This is a genomic window from Acinetobacter sp. OYA S30 (genome assembly GCF_033599315.1).
In the GTDB taxonomy this organism is placed as follows: Bacteria; Pseudomonadota; Gammaproteobacteria; order Pseudomonadales; family Moraxellaceae; genus Acinetobacter; species Acinetobacter baumannii.
In genome coordinates this window covers 47,153-68,843 of the sequence record NZ_JAWVAV010000019.1, presented here as the reverse complement: position 1 = coordinate 68,843, position 21,691 = coordinate 47,153, and the positions used below count along the sequence as shown (strand labels likewise).

At 38.9% G+C, this 21,691-nt stretch carries 20 protein-coding genes and 1 pseudogene; 6 read left to right on the top strand and 15 right to left on the bottom strand.

The genetic code is table 11. The features are described from left to right. Positions 1 to 153: 153 nt before the first annotated feature. Positions 154 to 675, bottom strand: a complete 522-nt coding sequence (locus tag R5R67_RS11260) for a chromate transporter (RefSeq protein ID WP_000501457.1) — start codon at positions 673 to 675, stop codon at positions 154 to 156. Further along, positions 675 to 1,235, bottom strand: coding sequence for a chromate transporter (locus R5R67_RS11255; protein ID WP_001017021.1), 561 nt, complete (start codon positions 1,233 to 1,235; stop codon positions 675 to 677). Before R5R67_RS11255 ends, R5R67_RS11260 begins: the two co-directional genes overlap by 1 nt. Positions 1,236 to 1,336: 101 nt before the next feature. Here R5R67_RS11255 and R5R67_RS11250 point away from each other — a divergent pair, with 101 nt between their 5' ends. Next, positions 1,337 to 2,239 carry a LysR family transcriptional regulator gene (locus R5R67_RS11250; protein WP_000886379.1) on the top strand — a complete coding sequence of 301 codons (903 nt, stop codon included), beginning with the start codon at positions 1,337 to 1,339 and terminating at the stop codon, positions 2,237 to 2,239. Between the two features lie 91 nt (positions 2,240 to 2,330). Here R5R67_RS11250 and arsB read toward each other — a convergent pair whose 3' ends face one another. Together arsB and R5R67_RS11240 are read right to left on the bottom strand one after the other, a co-directional pair. Then, on the bottom strand, positions 2,331 to 3,365 hold the full coding sequence (gene arsB, locus R5R67_RS11245; protein ID WP_005124195.1) for an ACR3 family arsenite efflux transporter: 1,035 nt from the start codon (positions 3,363 to 3,365) through the stop codon (positions 2,331 to 2,333). Positions 3,366 to 3,469: 104 nt separating this feature from the next. Continuing rightward, positions 3,470 to 3,799, bottom strand: coding sequence for an ArsR/SmtB family transcription factor (locus tag R5R67_RS11240; protein WP_000610147.1), 330 nt, complete (start codon positions 3,797 to 3,799; stop codon positions 3,470 to 3,472). 84 nt (positions 3,800 to 3,883) lie between these two features. Between R5R67_RS11240 and arsC the strand changes: the two genes are divergently transcribed. Continuing rightward, on the top strand, positions 3,884 to 4,312 hold the full coding sequence (arsC, locus tag R5R67_RS11235; RefSeq protein ID WP_000138020.1) for an arsenate reductase (glutaredoxin): 429 nt from the start codon (positions 3,884 to 3,886) through the stop codon (positions 4,310 to 4,312). A 68-nt stretch (positions 4,313 to 4,380) separates the two neighbouring features. Here the strand turns inward: arsC and R5R67_RS11230 are convergent, their stop codons facing one another. The 3 genes from R5R67_RS11230 to R5R67_RS11220 form a co-directional block, all read right to left on the bottom strand. Beyond that, entirely contained in the window at positions 4,381 to 4,542 is a 162-nt protein-coding gene (locus R5R67_RS11230; RefSeq protein ID WP_000784879.1) for a DUF1427 family protein, read from the bottom strand. A gap of 57 nt (positions 4,543 to 4,599) precedes the next feature. After that, positions 4,600 to 6,474, bottom strand: a complete 1,875-nt coding sequence (locus R5R67_RS11225) for an amidohydrolase (RefSeq protein ID WP_000129805.1) — start codon at positions 6,472 to 6,474, stop codon at positions 4,600 to 4,602. Between the two features lie 110 nt (positions 6,475 to 6,584). After that, complete coding sequence (locus tag R5R67_RS11220; protein WP_001043294.1) at positions 6,585 to 7,271, bottom strand: hydrolase; 687 nt, start codon at positions 7,269 to 7,271, stop codon at positions 6,585 to 6,587. Positions 7,272 to 7,466: 195 nt separating this feature from the next. On the opposite strand from R5R67_RS11220, the gene R5R67_RS11215 reads away from it, so the two are divergent. Beyond that, entirely contained in the window at positions 7,467 to 8,357 is an 891-nt protein-coding gene (locus R5R67_RS11215; protein WP_000375416.1) for a LysR family transcriptional regulator, read from the top strand. A 38-nt stretch (positions 8,358 to 8,395) separates the two neighbouring features. On the opposite strand, the gene R5R67_RS11210 is transcribed toward R5R67_RS11215, so the two are convergent. Next, positions 8,396 to 9,145, bottom strand: coding sequence for a GntR family transcriptional regulator (locus R5R67_RS11210; RefSeq protein WP_085943498.1), 750 nt, complete (start codon positions 9,143 to 9,145; stop codon positions 8,396 to 8,398). 397 nt (positions 9,146 to 9,542) lie between these two features. On the opposite strand from R5R67_RS11210, the gene R5R67_RS11205 reads away from it, so the two are divergent. Further along, positions 9,543 to 11,012, top strand: coding sequence for an NCS1 family nucleobase:cation symporter-1 (locus R5R67_RS11205; protein WP_001066264.1), 1,470 nt, complete (start codon positions 9,543 to 9,545; stop codon positions 11,010 to 11,012). Next, positions 11,009 to 11,743, top strand: a complete 735-nt coding sequence (locus R5R67_RS11200) for an aspartate/glutamate racemase family protein (protein ID WP_318754845.1) — start codon at positions 11,009 to 11,011, stop codon at positions 11,741 to 11,743. The genes R5R67_RS11205 and R5R67_RS11200 overlap by 4 nt, the downstream gene beginning before the upstream one ends. A gap of 67 nt (positions 11,744 to 11,810) precedes the next feature. Here the strand turns inward: R5R67_RS11200 and tauD are convergent, their stop codons facing one another. Genes tauD through tauA form a run of 4 tightly spaced genes read right to left on the bottom strand, consistent with a single transcriptional unit; the run spans position 11,811 to position 15,411 of the window. Then, a complete protein-coding gene (tauD, locus tag R5R67_RS11195; protein ID WP_001099249.1) occupies positions 11,811 to 12,692 on the bottom strand; it encodes a taurine dioxygenase in 882 nt (293 codons plus the stop codon). 8 nt (positions 12,693 to 12,700) lie between these two features. Next, positions 12,701 to 13,570 (bottom strand): taurine ABC transporter permease TauC, encoded by an 870-nt coding sequence (gene tauC, locus R5R67_RS11190; RefSeq protein ID WP_001092656.1) that lies wholly within the window; start codon positions 13,568 to 13,570, stop codon positions 12,701 to 12,703. Further along, entirely contained in the window at positions 13,567 to 14,361 is a 795-nt protein-coding gene (locus R5R67_RS11185) for a taurine ABC transporter ATP-binding protein (RefSeq protein ID WP_000114473.1), read from the bottom strand. The genes tauC and R5R67_RS11185 overlap by 4 nt, the downstream gene beginning before the upstream one ends. A gap of 9 nt (positions 14,362 to 14,370) precedes the next feature. Then, the gene (gene tauA, locus R5R67_RS11180) at positions 14,371 to 15,411 is read right to left on the bottom strand and encodes a taurine ABC transporter substrate-binding protein (RefSeq protein ID WP_000651493.1); all 1,041 of its coding nucleotides are present in this window, start codon (positions 15,409 to 15,411) and stop codon (positions 14,371 to 14,373) included. 441 nt (positions 15,412 to 15,852) lie between these two features. On the opposite strand from tauA, the gene R5R67_RS11175 reads away from it, so the two are divergent. Continuing rightward, the gene (locus tag R5R67_RS11175; protein WP_000472482.1) at positions 15,853 to 17,037 is read left to right on the top strand and encodes a hypothetical protein; all 1,185 of its coding nucleotides are present in this window, start codon (positions 15,853 to 15,855) and stop codon (positions 17,035 to 17,037) included. A 61-nt stretch (positions 17,038 to 17,098) separates the two neighbouring features. Here the strand turns inward: R5R67_RS11175 and R5R67_RS11170 are convergent, their stop codons facing one another. From R5R67_RS11170 to R5R67_RS11160, 3 genes and pseudogenes are all read right to left on the bottom strand, one after another. Next, positions 17,099 to 18,565, bottom strand: a complete 1,467-nt coding sequence (locus tag R5R67_RS11170) for an MFS transporter (RefSeq protein WP_000107061.1) — start codon at positions 18,563 to 18,565, stop codon at positions 17,099 to 17,101. 194 nt (positions 18,566 to 18,759) lie between these two features. Further along, positions 18,760 to 20,151: an LLM class flavin-dependent oxidoreductase gene (locus tag R5R67_RS11165; protein ID WP_002040903.1), complete on the bottom strand. Its 1,392-nt coding sequence runs from the start codon at positions 20,149 to 20,151 to the stop codon at positions 18,760 to 18,762. Positions 20,152 to 20,329: 178 nt separating this feature from the next. Beyond that, positions 20,330 to 21,625: pseudogene (locus R5R67_RS11160) on the bottom strand (acyl-CoA dehydrogenase family protein). Positions 21,626 to 21,691 lie beyond the last annotated feature (66 nt).

The window sequence follows — 21,691 nt, the reverse complement described above, 5'->3', positions numbered from 1 at the left end:
AAATTCTTTCAATAGATGCATAGTACGTTAAAACAATGAATAGGTAAAACAGTATGTTTTTATATATTTGATCGGTTTTTTAGATTTTATTATTTCTTCAATAAAAAAAGCCAACCTGAACTCATCCCAGCGCAGGTCGGCAAACTGGTTAAACTAGAGTAAGACCACACCAAATACAGCCCCAGCAATCAAGACATGCAAAGGATGAACTTTCTTAATTAAAGATAATAAAGTTGCAATGACTACCATAATGATAAGTAAAGTATTTATTGCCGCTGCCTCAGAGATAATCCAAGCACTGGCAAGTACCGTTCCCACAGTGACAGGTTGTAAAGCAAGCTGTAAAACACGGCGCCATTTCTTATCTTTGAATTTTGACCAGCCTCTCATCACAAATACAGTAATAAGAGATGACGGTAAAAATTTAGCAGTAGACGTCACCAATAGCCCAGACAACCCTGCTACATGCCACCCTACCAAAGGTACAATCATCATATTTGGACCAGGTGCAGCTTGTGCCATGGCAAACAACGCACTAAATTCTTGCGCCGTCATCCAGTGATGGATATCGACTACTTGACGTTGCATTTCGGGCAAAATCGTATTCCCACCACCAAATGCAATAAGAGACAACTGAGTAAAAATGATTGCTAAAGTAAGTAGTACGGCACCCATTACACACGTCTCCAAATGATGGCTGAATAAAACGCAAGTAAAATCAGCATAGTCAAAAGTAAAGGAATTTTTAGAAAGGCAATGCTGACAATTGCCGCTACCACAACACAGATTGCTAATGGATTACGTAATAAAGGCTTAAGCATTTTCAGACCTGTGGCAACCAGAAGCCCTGCTGCTGCTGCTCCTAAACCTTCAAAAAGGTGCTTAACCATTAAGTTGTCTTGGAACTGCTCATAGACATAATGTAAAAGTACAACAATTACGGTAGGTGCGAAGATTAAACCAATGAGTGAGCTCACTGCTCCACGGACACCGCGAAACTCCATGCCAATCGCAACCGATAAATTAATAATATTGCCGCCCGGTAAAAATTGACACAGACCAAGTAACTCAGTGAATTTTTCAGGGCTTAACCAATGCCTTTGCTCTACAATAACTTTACGGGCTAAAGGCAGCACACCACCAAATCCAATTAAACCTAATGTTAAAAAACCTAAAAATAACTCTGTGCAAGTAGGAACAGTATCCTTCTGCACGGCAATCTCAACATGGTTCATTTTCGTTACTTTTCACTTTATCCGACCAAGATAGAATGATACTTTTATGATATATCTACAAATGCTTTTATTTTCATTAACCATACCCTAAAGGTATTCCTATGCTCGATTTATATAAGCTTCATGCCTTTGTAGTGGTGGTTGAAGAAAGAAATATTACTCATGCAGCAAACCGTTTGTTTATTCAACAGCCACCTTTAACGCGTTTACTTAAAAAACTTGAACAAGAACTCGGTACACAGTTACTTATTCGTCAACCGCGCGGGATTGAACCGACGGAAGCGGGTTTAGCACTATTTAAAGAAGCACAACTTTTATTAGAACATGCCCGCCATATTCCTAAATTGGTCCAAGATGTTAGCCAAGGTAAAACTGGACAACTCAATATTGGCTTTACAAGTTCCGCAGGTTTGCATCCGCTCATTTCACTCGTATTACGTTCATATCGGGAAATGTACCCTGCTGTGCAAACCAAACTTGAAGAAGCAGGCAGTCAAAAGCAACTGGACTGGTTAATTTCAGAAAAACTTGATATTGCCTTTTTAAGAGCGCCGATTAGCCGAGATATTGGTTTGAAGCATCTTCATATATTAGACGAGCCAATGGTGGTGGCCTTACCTATCGGCCATCCGCTTACACAGAAGAAAAAAATTAGTTTAAGTAACTTGTCAGAAGAAAATTTTGTTTTATACCGTCGCTCTTCAGGGCAAGGCTTATATGACAATATTTTATATAGCTGCTATCAGGCAGGTTTTAGTCCGCGTATTATTCAAGAAGCGCCGCGCCCTACTGCGACCCTCAATTTAGTGGCTGCTGGTATTGGAATTAGTATTGTGCCCGCTTCAATGCATAACTTTTGGGACCATGAAATCGTCTATCGCGAGTTTGATGATTCGATAAAACTAAATGCGCCTATTTACTTAATTACACGAGAAAATGAAAACTCAGCTAAAGTGTCAAACTTCATTGAACTCATGCAAAAACTATTACCAACAATGACCTAAGTGTAAAAGCTAGGCAATAAAAAGTGCCTATATAAAGGCACTTTGTTAAAGTCATTTTTAGCAAAAAATAGTTCAAATAAATTTTACGATTTTAAGAGTAATACTTTTTCTTTAACCAAAGCGAAACGGTGACAAGTGAAATTAAAACGGGTACTTCAACCAATGGTCCAATCACTGTGGTAAATGCTACAGGTGATGCTAAACCAAAAGTTGCAATAGCTACAGCTAAAGCCAACTCAAAGTTATTACCTGCCGCGGTAAATGAAATTGCCGCTGTACGCGGGTAATTATTCCCCATCCGTTTACTCATAAAGAAACTAATAAAGAACATCACTACAAAGTAAATGGTAAGTGGAATCGCAATACGTAATACATCTAAAGGTAAGCTCACCACATCACCACCTTTTAAACTAAACATCGCCACAATGGTAAAAAGTAAAGCAATTAAACTAATCGGGCTGATCTTTGGTAAAAATTTAGTTTGATACCATTCCAATCCTTTCGACTTGACTAAAATCAAACGAGTTAAAAACCCCATTAAAAATGGAATACCCAAATACACCAAAACAGCATGTGTGATGGTCCAGAAATTGACATCAATCACTTGCCCAGCCACACCAAAATATGGCGGCAAGAAAGTTAAGAACAACCATGCATAGGTACTAAAAAATAAAATCTGAAAAATACTGTTAAAGGCGACCAAAGCTGCAACATATTGATTATCACCACAAGCTAAGCCATTCCAGACTAATACCATTGCAATACAACGTGCCAAGCCTATCAAAATAAGGCCAGTCATATACTCCGGATAGTTATGCAAAAAAACAATCGCAAGGATAAACATTAAAACTGGAGCAATAATCCAGTTTTGTACCAGCGATAAAGTTAAGGTTTTCTTATCCTTAAATACTTCTGGTAAAGCCGCATAGTCCACTTTTGCCAATGGCGGATACATCATTAAAACCAAACCGATTGCGATTGGAATATTAACGTTATCTACACTTAATTCATTTAAAGATACAGATGCCTGAGGAAAGAAAACTCCAATCGCTAAACCTAAAGCCATTGCTATAAAAATCCATAGCGTCAGGTTTCGATCTAAAAAGGAAAGCCCTTGTTTAGTCATGTTCTACTCGAAGAAAGAATTGATTAATTTTGCTCAATACACACAAATGACCTATGCACTTATGCTAAGAAAATCTAAATTTTAAAGACGGAAATCTAGGGAGATTAATCACAACACGTTGTCGTGATGAAAGACTGATCTTGTTGTTTTACTTTTGTCCCACTCTCGTCATTTTCTATCACCTTTAGAATATCTAAAGCCCAAACAGGTAAATCAGGATTTAAGCTGTAATAAACCCACTGTCCTTTTCTTTCATCCAGTAATACGCCATGAGTTCTTAATAAGGCCAAGTGTCTGGAGATTTTCGGTTGGCTCAACTCAAGCTGTTCTGTTAGCTCACAAACACAAATATTTTGTTTATTTAGAACTAATTTAAGAATATTTAACCGAGTTTGGTCAGATAGACATTTAAAGAAATCGACTTGGTTGATCATATCTTTAACAGAATATATTCGTTATTGCAAATATACGGATATCCATATATAAATGCAATATCTTAATTCATCGATAAATTTGTCATGACTGAGCTAGTGAAGATTTACCATAACCCTGCTTGCGGAACCTCACGCAATACATTGGCGCTTATTCGTCATGCAGGAATTGAACCTATCGTTATTGAATATTTGCAAACACCACCAAGTACAGATGAACTAATCCAACTCATTAAGGACTCAAACCTAACTGTACGTGAAGCAATTTGTAAAAATGTTGAACCCTATAAAGATTTAGAGTTAGAACAAGGCCATTGGACTGATGAACAGTTAATTGATTTTATGGTGCAATATCCAATTTTAATTAATCGCCCATTTGTAGTTACACAAAAAGGTACGCGACTTTGCCGCCCTTCTGAGATTGTACTGGACATTTTAGATTCACAAAACTTAGGCTATTTTGCAAAAGAAGATGGTGAAATCATTATTGATGAACAAGGCCGTCGTATAAAGTAATTGAAGATACTTATTAATATAAAAAGCTAAATGGCATGGCACCATTTAGCTTTTTTGAATAAAACAGCTTAAAAATAGGACTTAATAAAAGGAAGCAGTTGCTCTCCTATTACCATGCCTAATAAACCGACTAATGCAACAAGAGGTGGTGCTGGTGACTTAACATTTAAAACATAATATAAGACACCAACAAGCAACCCTACAGCCAAAGATAACAAGTACATTTTCATCGTACATACCTTAAGGAAACAAACTATTTAATGAGGCAGGTTCCCATACTGTTTTATTTAAAATGCAAAACACGAGCACCCGAGTGCGCCCCAGAAAGATTTTTTGTCCTTATCATTTACAGGAACATCAAGCATCCAAGCGTGGCTGTGTCCATGCATTCCACAGCTACTAGCACATGCACACAATGCACTTTGTGACTGTAATGATTGATTGGAAGGAGCATTACGGTTTTCAGATAAACGCCACTGACCATCGAAGCGTTTTACTGGCGACCATGTTGGAGATGCTGGTGGTAACGGCGGATCGTCCTGCTTAAACTCTGCCCCTGCGTACACCACTTTTCCACCTAAAACAGTGAGTACAGACTCAATCCATTGGATATCTTCTGCTTCAACTTTGAAGTAGTCATCAGATAGTACGACCAAGTCAGCAAGTTCCCCTGCTGTTAGTGAACCTTTGACATCTTTTTCACCTGAGAACCAAGCCGAACCTTTCGTCCAGAGTTTGAGGGCTGTTTGACGATCTAATAGATTTTTTTCATCATACAAAGGTAACCCACCTACTGTTTTACCTGTAGTCAGCCAATACAAACACACCCAAGGGTTATAAGATGCAACACGAGTCGCATCTGTTCCCGCACCCACAGGTACACCGAGTTCTAACATTTTCTTGACTGGTGGCGTTGCTTGGGCAGCTTCGGCACCATAGCGTTTTACGAAAATCTCACCTTGATATGCCATACGATGCTGAATCGCGATACCACCACCCAACGCACCAATACGTTCGATATTACGCTCAGATACAGTTTCGGCATGGTCAATAATAAATCGTGTCGCAAATGGCTGTTTTGAATTGACGCGCTCAAATACATTGAGTAACCGACTAATACTTTCATCATAGGTTGCATGAATACGGAATGGCCATTTCTTTTCAGCCAAGTGCTCTACGATGGCTTCGAGTTCACCTTCCATTTTTTCTGGTAAATCGGGACGTGGCTCATAGAAGTCTTCAAAGTCCCCCGCTGACCAAGTCAGGTTCTCGCCTGCTCCATTCATTCTAAATAGCTCATCACCATCGCCCGGAAATGTCATTTCGGTCCAGCGGCGATAATCATCAAGCTCTTGGCCTGCCTTCTGAGCAAATAGGTTATAAGCAATTCGAACCGTCATTTGATTTTGATCATGTAATTGTTTAATCACGTCATAATCTTCAGGGTAGTTTTGACCGCCACCACCTGCATCAATTGCTGAAGTAATGCCTAATCGGTTTAATTCACGCATGAAATGACGAGTTGAGTTGATTTGGTCCTCAACTGGCAATTTCGGTGCTTTACCTAAGGTCGAATATAAAATCATAGCCGATGGCGTTGCGAGCAACAGTCCTGTTGGCTCACCTTTTTCATTTCGTACAATCTTGCCACCTGGCGGGTCCGGTGTGTCTTTATTAAAACCTAATACATCAAGGGCAGCTCGGTTCAACATGGCACTGGCGTATAAATGTAAAACGAATACAGGAGTATCTGGTGCAGCTTTATTAATTTCTTCTAAAGTCGGTAAACGCTTTTCAGCAAACTGGAATTCAGTCCAACCGCCTACTACACGAACCCATTGTGGAGCTAGCGTATTATCTGCTTGCTCTTTGAGTAAGCGTAATGCATCGGCAACGGATGGCACACCTTCCCAGCGCAGTTCCATATTGTAATTGAGGCCCCCACGAATAATATGCAGATGACTGTCATTTAGACCCGGTATAACGCGTCGACCATTTAAGTCTACAACTTTACTTGTTGGAGTTGCGAGTTTCATAACCTCATCAGTTGTACCCGTGCGGACGACTTTACCATCTGCAATCGCTATTGCTTGTACTTCGGGGTTCTGAGGATCTAGTGTTGTGATTTTACCGTTTTTAAGTATGAGGTTTATGTCGGTCATTCTGAACTCCATTCTTGTGAATTATCGTTCTAAAGAAATAAAGGTATATCTGTATTAATATCACTTAAATATTGAATACTAGACATACCTTTACCTAAATCAGTACTGTTTTATTTTGCAGGAACTGGTGCAAGTACTTCATGTTTTGATGTTGTACGCTCAGGCGCCTTATGTACCATCGTATAGGCATAGTCCACACCCATACCGTAAGCACCAGAATGCTCACGTACAATCGCCATAACTGCATCGTATGTATCACGGTGTGCCCAGTCACGCTGCCATTCGAGTAATACTTGTTGCCAAGTTACCGGAACAACACCTGCCTGAATCATGCGTTGCATGGCGTAGTCATGTGCTTCTTTCGATGTACCGCCTGAAGCATCTGCGACCATATAAATCTCATAATCGCCTTCAAGCATGGCGCCAAAAGCAAAGGTGTTATTGCACACTTCAGTCCACAAACCTGAAACAATCACTTTTTTACGATTATTTCTTGCAAGCGAATCCCGTACTTTTTGATCATCCCATGAGTTCATTGAAGTACGTTCTAGTAAAGGAGCATCTGGAAATACATCTAAAAGTTCTGGGTAGGTATGACCAGAGAAGCTTTCAGTTTCAACTGTCGTAATCGTGACAGGAATATTGAATGTTTTAGCTGCTTTTGCTAACCCTACAGTATTATTCTTTAATACTTGGCGATCTATTGACTGTACCCCAAAAGCCATTTGCGGCTGGTGATCAATAAAAATAACCTGACAATTGGTTGGTGATAGTTGTTCTAAAAGTGATTTATTCACGTCTAAACTCCATTATTCATTATATAAGGCTTTTAAAATTGCCTACTGGTTATTATCAAAACAAATAAAAATGTAAAAACATAGACAGCAAAACAGCTCGAATCTGTATCCTGTATGGATACAATCAAATCAATGATTGCTTTTTAATTTTTATAGTTTAATCATGGATATATATTTTTTAATTTTTAGTTATCCATGGATCGATTAGACTGTATTTCCACTTTTGTAAGTGTCGTAGAACATGGGAATTTTAGTAGCGCAGCTAGAGCACTCGATATTTCTCGTGATTTGGTAGCCAAACGTGTTTGCTACCTCGAAAATGATTTAAAAACAACGCTATTAAATCGAACAACCAGACAAATGAATCTGACCAGTTGTGGGGAAAAATTTTACCAACATTGCAAGGTTATATTGAGTGAATTTGAATGGGCAACTTACGAGATTAGCTATAACCAGCAATATCCTGAAGGCGAACTCAAGCTCAATACGCCCATGTCTTTTAGCAACATTTTCCTTCAACATATCATTTCAGACTTTATTGAGAAATATCCCAGTATTAAAATTGATTTATTTATGACAGATCAGCTATTAGATGTGAATCAACACAAATTTGATCTGACCATACGCTTAGATGGATCTGCGCCAAGTTTGGCAAATAGTAAAATTTTAAATACCTATCAACGTTATTTATATGCAACACCTGAATATTTCAATCAACATGGATTACCTACTTCTTTAGAAGAACTTAAAGAACATAAGTTTCTAATTTACTATCAAGATAGCCGACATAAAAAATTGATTTTTCAAAAAGATCAGAAAGAAGTGTCTTTTAATTGTTTCCCTGTGATGACGTGTAATAATGGTGAACTATTATTGGATATGTGTTTGAAAGATCACGGTATTGTTTTTCTTCCAGAGTTTATTGCAGAGCCTTATTACAAAGAAGGTAAGTTACAGAAATGTTTGGAAGATTATACCAGTCAACCGCTTCACTTATATGTCACATGGCCAAATCGTAAGATTTTATCGAAGAAAGTAAAACTATTTATTGATTTTTTAACACATCAAATCATTCCCATAAAATAACCAATCTGGGCCTTTTCCATAGGAATTGGCCCAGATTTTTAATTAGTTTGAGGTGTTTCAATTTTCTTATTTTTAAATAAATTTAATAAATTTTGCTCGGCAGATACTGTACTGTTTTCTTCAATAAATGTGGTTGCGTAGTGTTCTAAATGATCTTCCATCAATTGAGTTGCTCGTTTTTCATCACCTTGTTCAATGGCATCTAAAATTGCACGGTGTTCATCTGCCGAACAATTATTATGTTTTGGAATTTCATACAATCCAATTAATAACGAAGTCCTCGCAATAAGTGTCTGCAAATAACTGGTCATGATCGAATTTTGATTAGCTTCGACAAGTTTTAGGTGAAATTGACCTGATAGCTTAATCCATTCGGCCCAATTTCCAGCTAAACGCTCATCCGACTCTTGTTCTACTAAAGTCCGAAGCTCACTAAAATCTAGGTGATGAGACTTTTGTGCTAGTTTTTTTACAGTGGCGATTTCAAGCATGCTGCGTGCTTCAAAGACTTCTTTTGTTTCATTTGCAGTATGTTTTGCGATGAGTGCCCCACGGTTGGGCTGAATTTCAATAACCTTATCATGTGCAAGTTTAACGAAAACACGTCTTAACACTCCTCGCGTTACACCAAATGCTTCGCATAAGGGTGCTTCAACTAAACGTGCGCCCGGAGCGAGTTGTCGATTTAAAATAGCATCTACAATTGCGTTATATATATGGTCATCAATTTCATCATTGCTCATTTCTACGGCTTTTTTTGGTGCATTCGATGACATTGATTTCTCCATTTTTATTAATGTCTCCTCTTTTTAGAACTTCATCTATTTTGAATAGTGTAAGTTTAACTTAAGCGTTTGGAAATATTTCTCTCATTTTCACACTATCTATGCTGAGCTGAACAATTCAATATTAAATTTATAAATACCCACTTATATACCTAAATTTATTTGCTTTTTATAAAAATTAGGCACGTCTCAGTTTATAAATCTCTCTCTTTATATTCCCAAATTGTATCAAGCGAAATCACTCATCAATACTCCATCTCAAGTTTGGCATAACTTTTGCTCAATAAATTGTGCACAATCCAAATATCACATTGTGCACAATTTTAATTTCATTCTTTTAGTCAGTATTTCAAGCTGCTGAAGAACGTGCCCGCCCAACATAGGGAAGTGAGTGTTCAAGATGAATAATACCGAAGCGATAATTAAACCTTCTTATGATGCAAAACTGACAAATCAAGACTTAGCTCCTTTAAAAAAGCAAACTTGGGGCGCTTATAATATTTTTGCTTTCTGGATGTCGGATGTTCATAGCGTCGGTGGTTATGTCATGGCTGGAAGCCTTTTTGCACTAGGGCTCAACAGCTGGCAAGTACTTCTATCTTTACTGATCGGCATTGCAATTGTTCAGTTTTTTACAAACCTCATTGCCAAGTCTAGCCAACAAACAGGTACGCCCTATCCTGTGATTTGTCGTGCCACTTTCGGTGTGCTTGGTGCAAATATTCCTGCTGTTATCCGTGGGCTTATTGCTGTCGCATGGTATGGCATTCAAACTTATTTGGCCTCTAGTGCCTTTTTATTGGTCATTTTAAAGTTCTTTCCAGAATGGTCGGTCTATGCTGATGTTTCAACTTACAGCTTTCTTGGGCTTTCCTATTTAGGATGGGTTGGCTTCATGCTGCTTTGGTTACTACAAGCGATTGTTTTCTGGTCTGGTATGGACAGCATTCGTAAGTTTATTGACTGGGCAGGTCCGGCTGTCTACATTGTAATGTTTGCCATGGCAGTCTGGCTGATCTGGAAAGCTGGCTGGCAGAATATTGATTTAAATTTAAGTGGGGTTCAATACGACGGTTTTGCAGTTGTACCAGTCATGATTGGTGCTATTGCGCTTGTTGTCTCATATTTTTCAGGACCGATGCTGAATTTTGGCGACTTCTCTCGTTATGGTAAAAGCTTTAACGCGATTAAAATGGGGAACTTTCTTGGCTTACCAATTAACTTCTTAGGCTTTTCTTTACTTACTGTGGTGTGTATTGCAGCAACGCTTCCAGTATATGGAAAACTTATTACAGACCCTGTCGAGATGGTTGGAAAACTGGATAACACATTTGTAGTCATTTTAGGTAGTTTGACCTTAATGATTGCCACTATCGGAATTAATATTGTTGCTAACTTTGTTTCACCTGCATTTGATTTTTCCAACGTTTCACCGAGCAAAATTAGCTTGCGTATGGGTGGAATGATTGCAGCAGTAGGTTCAATTTTCATTACCCCATGGAATTTGTTTAATAACCCTCAAGTGATCCATTACACCATTGATATTTTAGGTGCATTTATCGGTCCACTTTTTGGTGTATTGCTCGCCGATTTTTATCTCGTTAAAAAACAAAAAATCGTGGTAGATGATTTATATACTTTAGATACTAAGGGCTTGTATTGGTACAAAAATGGTTATAACCACTCTGCCTTTTATGCGTTAATTCCAGCTTCATTAATTCCTATTCTCTGCGTACTTTTACCACAACTGTCTGGGCTGGCTAATTTCACATGGTTTATTGGTATGGGATTTGGTTTTGTCATTTACCGATTTCTTAACCAACCGCTTGCCCATGCTAAATCGGCAATGACTAAGGTAAAAATACAATGAAAATTAAACTTATTAATCCCAATACCACTCAAAGTATGACTGACAAAATTGCTGCATCAGCAAAGATAGTCGCAAATTCTGATACTCAAATTATTGCTGTGAGTCCTCAAATGGGCCCTGCAACAATTGAAAGTTATTATGATGAAGCTCTAAGTGCAGTAGGTGTGCTAAAGGAAATTCGCCAAGGTGAATTTCTAGATGTAGATGCTTATGTTATTGCCTGTTTTGGTGACCCTGCGCTTTATGCTGCCCGTGAAATGACGTCAGCACCTGTGATTGGAATTGACGAAGCAGCTATGCGAACTGCAAGTTATGTCAGTACTGGTTTTAGTGTAGTCACGACATTACAACGCACAGTGAATATGAGCTGGCATCTGGCTCATCGCTACGGGGCTACGCCATTTTGCAAAAATGTTCGAGCTTGTGACATTGCAGTTGAAGAGTTGGAGCTTCCTGACTCAGATGCTTATCGAACCATACGAGATGAGTGCAAAAAAGCCCTAGCGGAAGACAAAAGCGATGCAATTGTTTTGGGCTGTGCAGGTATGAGTGATTTATGTCTAAAGCTACAAAACGAATTGGGAGTGATTGTTATTGATGGCGTTGCAGCAGCAGTTAAACAAGCTGAAATGTTAGTCCAGTTAAATTTAAAAACCAGCAAAGTTGGTGATTGGGCTTCACCTCCTGTAAAGAACTACACAGGCATATTGTCAGGATTTGGAATGCGCTAAAGAGTTAATATTTCAATTCCAGCTCAAAACTCAGAGTTGGAATTGAAATAAAGAATAATTAAAGGAATTAAGCCTCTGCTAACTCTGGCTGTTGTTCTTCTTTATAAAATGGCACATCGCCATTAATAGTTGCGCGGTGCATAATTCGATGAGCATCGCCATAATCAAATAATGCTTTATGTTGTGTGCAACGGTTATCCCAAATCGCGACATCACCATCTTGCCATTTCCAGCGTAAATGAAATTGCTCTTGGGTCGCATGTTCAAACAAGAAATTAAGTAATTGCTCACTTTCTTGTTCGGGTAACTCATTAATGTGTGTGGTAAAACCCTCGCTTACGAACAACAAAGGCTCACCTGTAACCGGATGAGTACGCACCACTGGGTGAACCACTGGTGGGTTACGCTTAAAAGTTTGCAAAAGCTTTTCACGTTCTTCTTCGTTATGGGCAAAACGCTCAAGTGGAAAAGACTTACGTATATCGTGCGTTGCAGTTAAGCCACGCAATTTTTGCTGCAACTCAAGCGGAAGCCCTTTAAAAGCTGCTGTGTTGCTCGACCACAACGTGTCACCGCCTACAGGTGGAATTTTAATAGCTTGCAACACACAACCTAAAGGCGGGGTTTTACTAAAAGTCACATCTGTGTGCCAAAGTTCATTGTCACGCAAATCTTGTTTCCAACTGTCGAGCACCATTACCTCCGGAACATCTTCAATTGAAGGATAAATCGGGTGCACATGTAAGGTGCCAAAACTACGGGCCAAGTCTGCTTGTGCTTGTGGCGCTAATTGTTGCTTTCGAAAAAAAATGACCTGATGATCAAGCAAAGCCTGCTGGATTTGTTGCGTTGTCTGTTCATTTAACGCATTCAAATCAATATTGTGAATAATTGCGCCAATGGTAGGCTTGATCACTTCTATATTTAAGTTTGCTACTACTGTATTCATCTTCTTTACTACAACTGCTGACCATACCAAGGAGAAAACTGTTTTTGTAACCAACGTAAAAACAGCTCAAAACTAACTGCGACAATCGCAATCACAATAATGCCCAGAATCACCGTATCGGTAATTAAGAACTGTGCTGCCGATTGCACCATAAAACCAATACCACGGTCCGCTGCAACCAACTCAGCTGCAACTAATGTTGACCAGCCCACCCCAAGACCAATACGAATACCGGTAATAATATGAGGCAAAGCCGTTGGTAAAATGACATGCCAAAAGACTTGTGACTGACTTGCCCCTAATGACAATGCCGCACGTTCACGATTAAGCTGATGGCTTAACACACCATGCGCACTACTAATAATGACAGGCGCCAAAATCGAGAAGAAAATCAAAAGTACTTTTGTGGTTTCACCAATACCGAACCAAATCACAAGTAACGGCAAATAAGCTAACGGCGGAATTGGACGTAATAATTCAACCAAAGGATCTAGAACAGCGCGAACCCATTTGTTCAGTCCCATCCACAAACCCAGCGGAACACCAATCACCACGGCAGCAATCAAAGCCAAAAACACACGCGAGATACTAGCGGCCAAGTGTTGCCACAAAGTTGCTTTCATAAAGCCTTCTTGGCTGACCGATATAAATTTTTGCCAGACGGCCTGTGGACTCGGTAAAAACAGTTCAGGTACAACATGCAAAGCAGTAATAAGAAACCAGAGTGCAACTACACTTCCCACACTGATTATGCTGACCGCCAAAGTACGATGCTTCTCAAAAAATGACGATAGAAATGAAGCATTTTCTGTTTGCACATTTAACTCAGGTTTAAGCTCTGCTTTGTCATATTCATAGACGTTATCTTTAGTGTTCATGTAGGTAACGCCTCCTTACCGCTTTGTTTTTGTGCCCTTAAACTTTCAAATAACTGTTCTCTGAGCTGAATAAATTGAGGATCCGATTTAATTGAGCGAATAGACTCGCCCTGACGGTACCGTTGGGCAAAATCGAGGTGTAGAGTTTTTACAATTTTGCCTGGATGCGCTGTCATTAGTACCAGCTGATTGCTGAGTAATAATGCTTCTTCAATGTCATGAGTAATCAAAAAGAAGCTTTTATTTTGTTGAATCCATAAATCGAGCACTAACTGCTGCATGTTTTCACGCGTAAAAGCATCTAATGCGGCAAAAGGTTCATCTAATAAAATAAACGGCGCGTGACTGATCAAAGCTCTGGCAATACCAACACGTTGTTTCATACCACCGGAAAGTTCCCAGATATTGGCTTTTTCAACGTGACTTAAACCCACAATTTTTAAAATTGCACTCACTTGTTTCTCAATCTCTGCACGCTTTAAACCTTTTAACTGCAAAGCGAAGCCAACATTATCTGCAACATTCAACCAAGGAAGTAAGGCGTGATCTTGAAATACAACAGCACGAGTTACATCTGGTCCAGTTACGACTTCATGATTTACAAGCACATCACCAGAACTCGGCTTTTGAAACCCTGCCAAGATATTAAGCAAAGTTGTTTTGCCACAACCCGACTCACCTAAAATCACGGTTAAAGAACCTTCTTCAATGGTTAGGTTAATGTCTTGTAAAACTGGCTTTTGCTGTTTAGGAAAAGTCAGATGAATATGTTTGGCTTCAAGTACACTCATGACAACTCCTTAAGGCTGCAAAAATGAAGAATTCACATTGCCTTTATAATCGGCTTTAAGTTGATCGACTTTGCCCTGACCTTTTAAGAATTTCGCTGTATCAAAAATATTTTGCGCAAATTCACCTTCTAATGTTTGTTTTTGCTGAGCGTGGTCAAGGTAAATATTTCCACTTAATAAAAGCGGGATATCTTTTGCATCAGAACCTGTGAGCTGCGCAATTTTTTGCACGTTATCAGCATCTTTAACGTAAGCGGCTGGGTCTTGGTTATATTTTTCGAGTTGCTCAAGTGTGGTTTGGACAAAAGCTTTTAAAAAGTCAGGATTTTTTTCTGCAAAATCTTTACGCACAACCCATAAGTCATAAGTTGGAGCGCCCCATTCACCGACTTGTTTTGAGTCTGTTAAAACCGTACCAGATGCTTTGGCTTTACTTAAAACAGGTTCCCAAACATAGGCAGCATCAATATCACCACGTTCCCAAGCAGCTGAAATTTCAGGTGGACGCAAGTTAATAATTTTTACTTTGTCTTCTGGAATGTTCCAATGTTTAAGTGCAGACAAAAGGCTGTAATGGGTTGTCGAAACAAACGGTACAGCAATGGTTTTGCCAATTAAATCTTGAGGAGTTTTAATGCCTGATTTATTACTCACCACGAGTGCTTCAGATGCGCCAAGTTTTGATGTAATTAAGAATACTTCAATCGGTAAATCACGGCTTGCCGCAGCAGCAAGTGGGCTTGAACCAATATTGCCAAGTACGACATCACCTGAAGCAAGTGCGTTTACAACATCTGAACCCGCATCAAATTTTTTCCATTGAATAGTACGTTGACTATGTTTTTCATAGTCTCCATTCGCCTGCGCCACTTTGCTTGGGTCAACCCCAGTTTGATAAGCAATCACGACAGGTTTATTGTCACGAACTGAAGCACTTGTATTATTGTCTTTTTTATTTTGCCATACGATAAATGCAACAATTGCGACTATAACAATTGCCGTGATGATCAACGGTTTGGTCTTCGTGCTCATAATTTCATGATCTTTCAATAATATAAGCTCATAGTATGCAGCTGGCCTTATAATGAAAAATAAAAAAATATGAGTTGCTTATCTGGTTTTTATAAATAACTTTTCTTCATAAGTTTTTATCTTTTGGTAAAAAGCAAATTTCAAGCAAACTTACAGATTAGCGGTAAAATTAAATTACTTATATATCAATAATTAAAAACGATATTCCCAAATCATATGATTAGAAGGCCCTGACATCCCCCTTTTAATTATTTTATCCTACTCATATTTCATCATTTTTATTTTTGTCTTTATACCCAGAGTTTTGCATCTAATTAATTTTCGATATTTTTTATAACGGTCAGATTTTATTATCTTTTTATCTTAAAACTTCTGCAAATATTGAGATTTGGACAAATCTTTTTCTGGTTTATACATGACGCAAATTTACTTTTTATTTTTAAGAGGAGAAAAATTCTTTTGTTTAAGCATTCTCAAATTTTGACAAAAACATTAATTACAACGTCTTTGCTTACATTCAGCCTCTCAAGTCATGCAGCGCTTACCTTTGGCAATGCTGAAGAAGGTGAACTTAAAGTAAGTGGTACTGTTCGGGCTAAATATATTTATGATTTTGACTCTGATCCCACTACCAGTAAATTTTCTTTTAATGACGCGGTCTTATGGCTAGATTACAACTCCCCTAAATGGATTGGCCGCCTAGATTATCGGGTTTATGAATATTACGGGCATTTAGGAGATGCCAATTGGCTTACCGATGCGTGGTTAGGTTATAAAATTAATGACAACAGTAAAATTATTGCTGGCTTAAACCCCGTTCCTTTTGGCTTGGGCCGCTTTTGGGGAAATACTTATTATTTAGGCATTGCCAATAGTGCTGGTTGGGAAGATGTACACAACCTTGGGGTGAAATATGATTTCAATGATGGAATCAATGAAGCACAACTCGCCTTTTATCCTACAGATGGTGGCACCTATAGAGGTAAAAGCAAAGACTCGAGTCGATTTAGTATCAACCCTGTCAATGCAGATGACTCAGTACCGCAAGGCACTAATACCAAAGAAAAGAACTCAATTGTTGTTCGCGGTGCTCATACCTTTAAAAATGTCTTAGGCCAAGAAAATTTCTCTACCCAACTGGGTGCTTCTGCATGGTATTCCACCATTGAAAATAAACGTTCAGGACAAGATGGCGATCGCCAAGTTTATTCGATTTTTAGCAATACCAATTACAACCAATGGAATTTACAGCTTTTGGCTGGTTATCAAGACATTGATAATGCCGACACCCAATATAAAGATCATCTGACTTTGGGCGGTTTCGATTATTCATTTAACTCGGCAACCAAAGGTCAGATTTATTCAGCCGAACTGAGCTATTTATTTCCTCAGCAGTTTGGCCCAATTACCTCTGTTCGCCCATACTTGAACTATAGTTCTTATCGAAAAGAGCAAGATGGCTTTAAAGACTCCACCCGTTTTATTCCCGGCATTGCGTTTAACTATCAAAAATTGACGGTACAAGCCGAGTTGCTGATGGGTAAACACGATCCATATCTAGGAGACAGTGAAGGCCTTGCGGCTGGTGGAAGCAATGATAAATGGAATAAAAAAGCATTTGTGATTTTTGCTTATTACTTCTAATTCTAAAAATAAAGGCCAACATCTGTTGGCCTTTATTTTTATCTAGATATTTATTTTTACTCTAGTCGATTACTGGTGAATTATTGAGAGGAAGTTCTGTTTTATCTTCATCAATCACATCAACATCTTGGGCAGTAGGCTCAAACTTAATCAGTAATCCAATCACAATTAAAGGAATAAATGCAAAGATAGAAATAATCAGATAAACATCGGTTTTATATCCCGCCATCCAGATCGGTAAAACAAACAAAGCAATGGCTTGAGCAACACCTGTTACCGCACGGTTAAAGCCAACCCCAACGCCACGAATCGAAGCTGGATAAGCCATAGTTGGATAAACCATCATTTGTGCCCCTGGTCCAAAGCCTTCGGCAAAAAGCCACAAACCGAGCATACCAATTGCGGTGTAGAGTAAAAAGCTATTACCGGGTTCACCAATTAATGCCAAGGCAATGAGGGCTATAAACTGGAGTAAAAAGCCTGTAAGCAACACATGACGAGATTTAAATCTGCTGGCAACAAATACACCTAACAGCCCGCCCGTAAATGCAAACAATAAATTAAGCCCGAGTGTTGTAGTAATGGTCGTCAAGACATCGGTATGAAAGAAACGCATTAAAATAGAAGGTAAAAAGAAGGCAATGGTCGTGTACTGAAATGCCACCGAAATATGAATCACAATGGCCACAATAGTTCTTGGCAAATAGGTTTTATTAAATAAAACCGCAAACCCCTCGCGCTTTTTCTTTTCAGCAGTTCTTTCTACTTTTTCAACTGTAGCGACTGCATTAATTGCATAGGATTCTTGTAGAACTCGAGCTGCCCCCTTTAAATCGCCTTGGTTTGCAAGCCAGATTGGTGATTCAGTTAAATATTTACCGCGAATAAAAATAATGAGTAACGCTGGCACTGCTCCAAAAATTAAAGATGCTCTCCATAACCAGTTGCTATGCTCAGGGGGTAAAAGAAAATAAAGCGCCAGAACTAGGCCAAAACACACCGAAGAAGCGGCATACCACATTGGGCACCATGCGGCTAAACGCGCTGCCTTATTGCTACTACCGTTAAATTTGGAAAACTCAGATAAGTATGACATTGCCACAGGCAAATCAATACCAACACTAATTCCCATAATAAATCTGGCTAAAATCAAAACCCATACATTCGGTGCAAAACCAGCGACAATTGCCGCAATGACAAACAGCACCATGTCAGCCATGAAGACCCGATAACGGCCAATTTTATCTGTCAGCCAACCACCAATCAGGTTACCCACAATGGTTCCGCAGACAATTGCTGAAGCCACCACACCCGTCATTACAGGGCTTAAAGAAAACTCTGAGATGACTTGCTCAATACCGAAAGAGAGCGTTGTTAAATCATAGGCATCAATAAACACACCAATCAAAGCCAACCAAATAACTTTATTCGATTTACCCTTCCCTGCAAATTTGGAAATTAATTGTGAAACATCATCGGGAGATTTAATTTCATAACGGTGGTTATGATCGAGTTCTTGTGTGCTCACTTAATAATTCCTGTATTTTAATCACAGAAACAAAATAATGATTATTCACATAATACAAAAACAAATTAATCTGATGTTTTAATCTAATTTATAGAATTATCTTTTCATTATTAACTCAGAATTAAAATCGATATAAAAAGACAAAATAAAAGCTGGTATTTAACCAGCTTTTATTTAAAGACTTTCCAAAATATTTAACTCGCCTCAGCAAGTTTTAACTCTTTTAGATTACGATATTTTGCACCTCGGTGATTTTCAGGCAAATATGGCCCAGCACCAAATAATTTTTCTCTTAATGTTCCTTGTGCATATGAGGTTTGATATACCCCACGTTTTTGCAACTCTGGCACAATAAACTCAACTACATCGGCAAAGGTTTGATGCGCCAAAATGTAGGCAAGGTTAAAGCCATCGACATCGGTATCTTCAACCCATTGCTGTAGAGCATCCGAAATGGTTTCTGCCGAACCTACAAGTACAGGTCCATTACCACCTAAGCTGTTCCAGTTTGCAATTTCTTCAATGGTCCAGACACGTTCTGGATCTGCATTTACATAAGAATCTAATAAAGATTGAATCGCGTTGGTTTGAATATATTCAACTTTGTCCGTTGGCTGGTATTGCGAAAAATCCACACCCGACCAGCCTGACAATAATGTTAAAGCCCCATCGTAGCTTCCATAGCTTTGATATTCTTTAAACTTAGCCTGTGCTTTTGCATCGGTTTCATCAGTGACAATCGACAAAAGTGCATAAATTTTAACTGAGTAAGGATCGCGGCCTTCTTGAGCCAATTTTTGGCGAATGCCCTGTACTACTTTTTTAGTGGCAATTTTAGATGGCGCTGCGATGAATACACACTCAGCATTTTGACTGGCAAACTTCTGCCCGCGTGAAGATGCGCCTGCTTGGTAAAGTACTGGTGTTCGCTGCGGTGATGGCTCACAAATATGGATGCCCGGTACAGTAAAGTATTTACCTTCATGCTGAATTGGATGCACTTTTTTATGGTCAGCAAAGATACCGCTTTCACGGTCACGAAGTACCGAACCTTCTTCCCAAGAGCCTTCCCAAAGCTTGTAAAGGACTTCTAAGTATTCATCAGCAATATCATAACGATTGTCATGGTTAACCTGAGTTTTTAGGCCCAAGTTTTTCGAACCGCTTTCCAAATAAGACGTCACGATATTCCAACCAACTCGCCCTTTGGTTAAATGGTCTAGCGTGCTAATACGTCTAGCAAAAGGATAAGGATGTTCAAAGGAAATAGAAGTCGTGACACCAAAACCCAAGTGCTTTGTGACGGCTGCCATCGCTGGCACAATCTGTAGCGGATCATTGACTGGAACTTGTACTGCACCTGTTAAAGCATGTTCAGCACTTTGATGATAAACATCATAAATACCAAGCACATCTGCAATAAAAATACCGTCAAAAAAACCACGCTCAAGAATTTGCGCTAAATCTGTCCAATATTCTAAATCTTTATATTCAACAGATCGGTCTTGAGGATGTCGCCATAATCCAGGAGATTGATGGGCTATACAATTCATTTCAAAAGCGTTAAAACTAATTCTCTTAGTCATAAAATATCAACCAGCATTTTATTTAATTTTTATACTAAAGCAATTTTTATATTTTCTTTATAATATATACCCCAAACAAAATATGATTTTATTCTAATAGTTTTTTTATAATTTATTTTAAGAAATAAAAATAATATTAAGCCACTCAAAATAGCAGCTTAATATCTAAAACTATAATTTATTGTTTAGCAACTTCACCAATTCGCCATTGATAAGGTGGTAATGTTCCGTTCACACTAAAATCACCTACAATTCGATTTTTAAATACTCTTGGGTTATGTGAAGATAAAGTTCTTACATTACGCCAATATCGATCTAGACCTAAATCTTTGTCTGTTGCAGAAGCACCTAAAGCGTCAAATAAAATCGTGGAAGCATTTAAAATTAGATCGGTAATGACCGTTTGAGACTGCGCACTTTCAAGCTCGGCAAGTGCATTTTGTTCTTCTTCAAGCTGCTCATTATTTTGAAATGCAGCCAAGTAAGCACGCTGTAAGCTTTGTGCAACTTTTTCAACAATCGCTCCTGCACTATAAGCCGCACCACGAATTTGTCCTACTACTTGTAAAATTTGCGGGTCCTATTTTACAAACTGGGAATTCGCATGCGTGTAGTTTCGGGTACGTTTAGCAACAGCTTGAGAAACATCATAGGTTGCAGCACGCCCTAGACCTGTAATGATTGCCAGTTGAACCAGTTGATAGTAAGCCGCCGAATATTTAAAACGGTCATCGTCAGGTAAAATTTCAGCTTCATCAACCAATACATCGTGGAAATATGCCGTACCACTTGCAGTAAGCTGCTGTCCAAAGCCATTCCAGTCATCGACAATTTCGACACCTTCATCTTCACGGCGAACAACAACTGAGCCAGACTCTCCTTTTAAATCTGTTACCCCAACATCCACCCAGTCTGCATATAGGCTCCCTGTGGTGTAGTATTTTTTGCCTTTAACGCGAATTTTTCCGTCACTATCTCGATATAAGTGAGTTTCAAACTGATCGATTGACTCTTTCCCGCCTTCAGACCATGCACTACCCACTGTTTCGCCATTGGCAATTCGGTTAAGCCAACGCTGTTGAAACGTTTTGTCTTTACTTACCAACACATCTTCAGTAAAACCAAAATGCACACGCAAAGCTTGCGGTAAGTTTGAGTCGGCCTCTGCAAGTTCAATGAGCAATGCAAATAGTTCAGGAATAGTTGCATCAAAGCCCCCATGAGTTTTTGGAAGTCTTAACCGTGTAAAACCAATATCCTTAAGCCATTGAAGTTGTTCATAGGGCAAAATATGCTGCTGCTCACGGATTAAAGCCCCTTCTTTAATACGGGCAAAAGTCGGTCTGAAGTTACTTGCCAATTCATCATACCGTTCAGAAGGTCCTTCACCCCATACCCGCGAAATGATTGAAGCCTGACTTAGTGCTGCATGCGTTAGTGAACCGAGATGATGCTCAAAATTTAAATTTGTCATGTAAGTAAAACCAATATTGCTTTGCTTTTACCATAAAATATTTATTTCACATGAAAACGATTATTT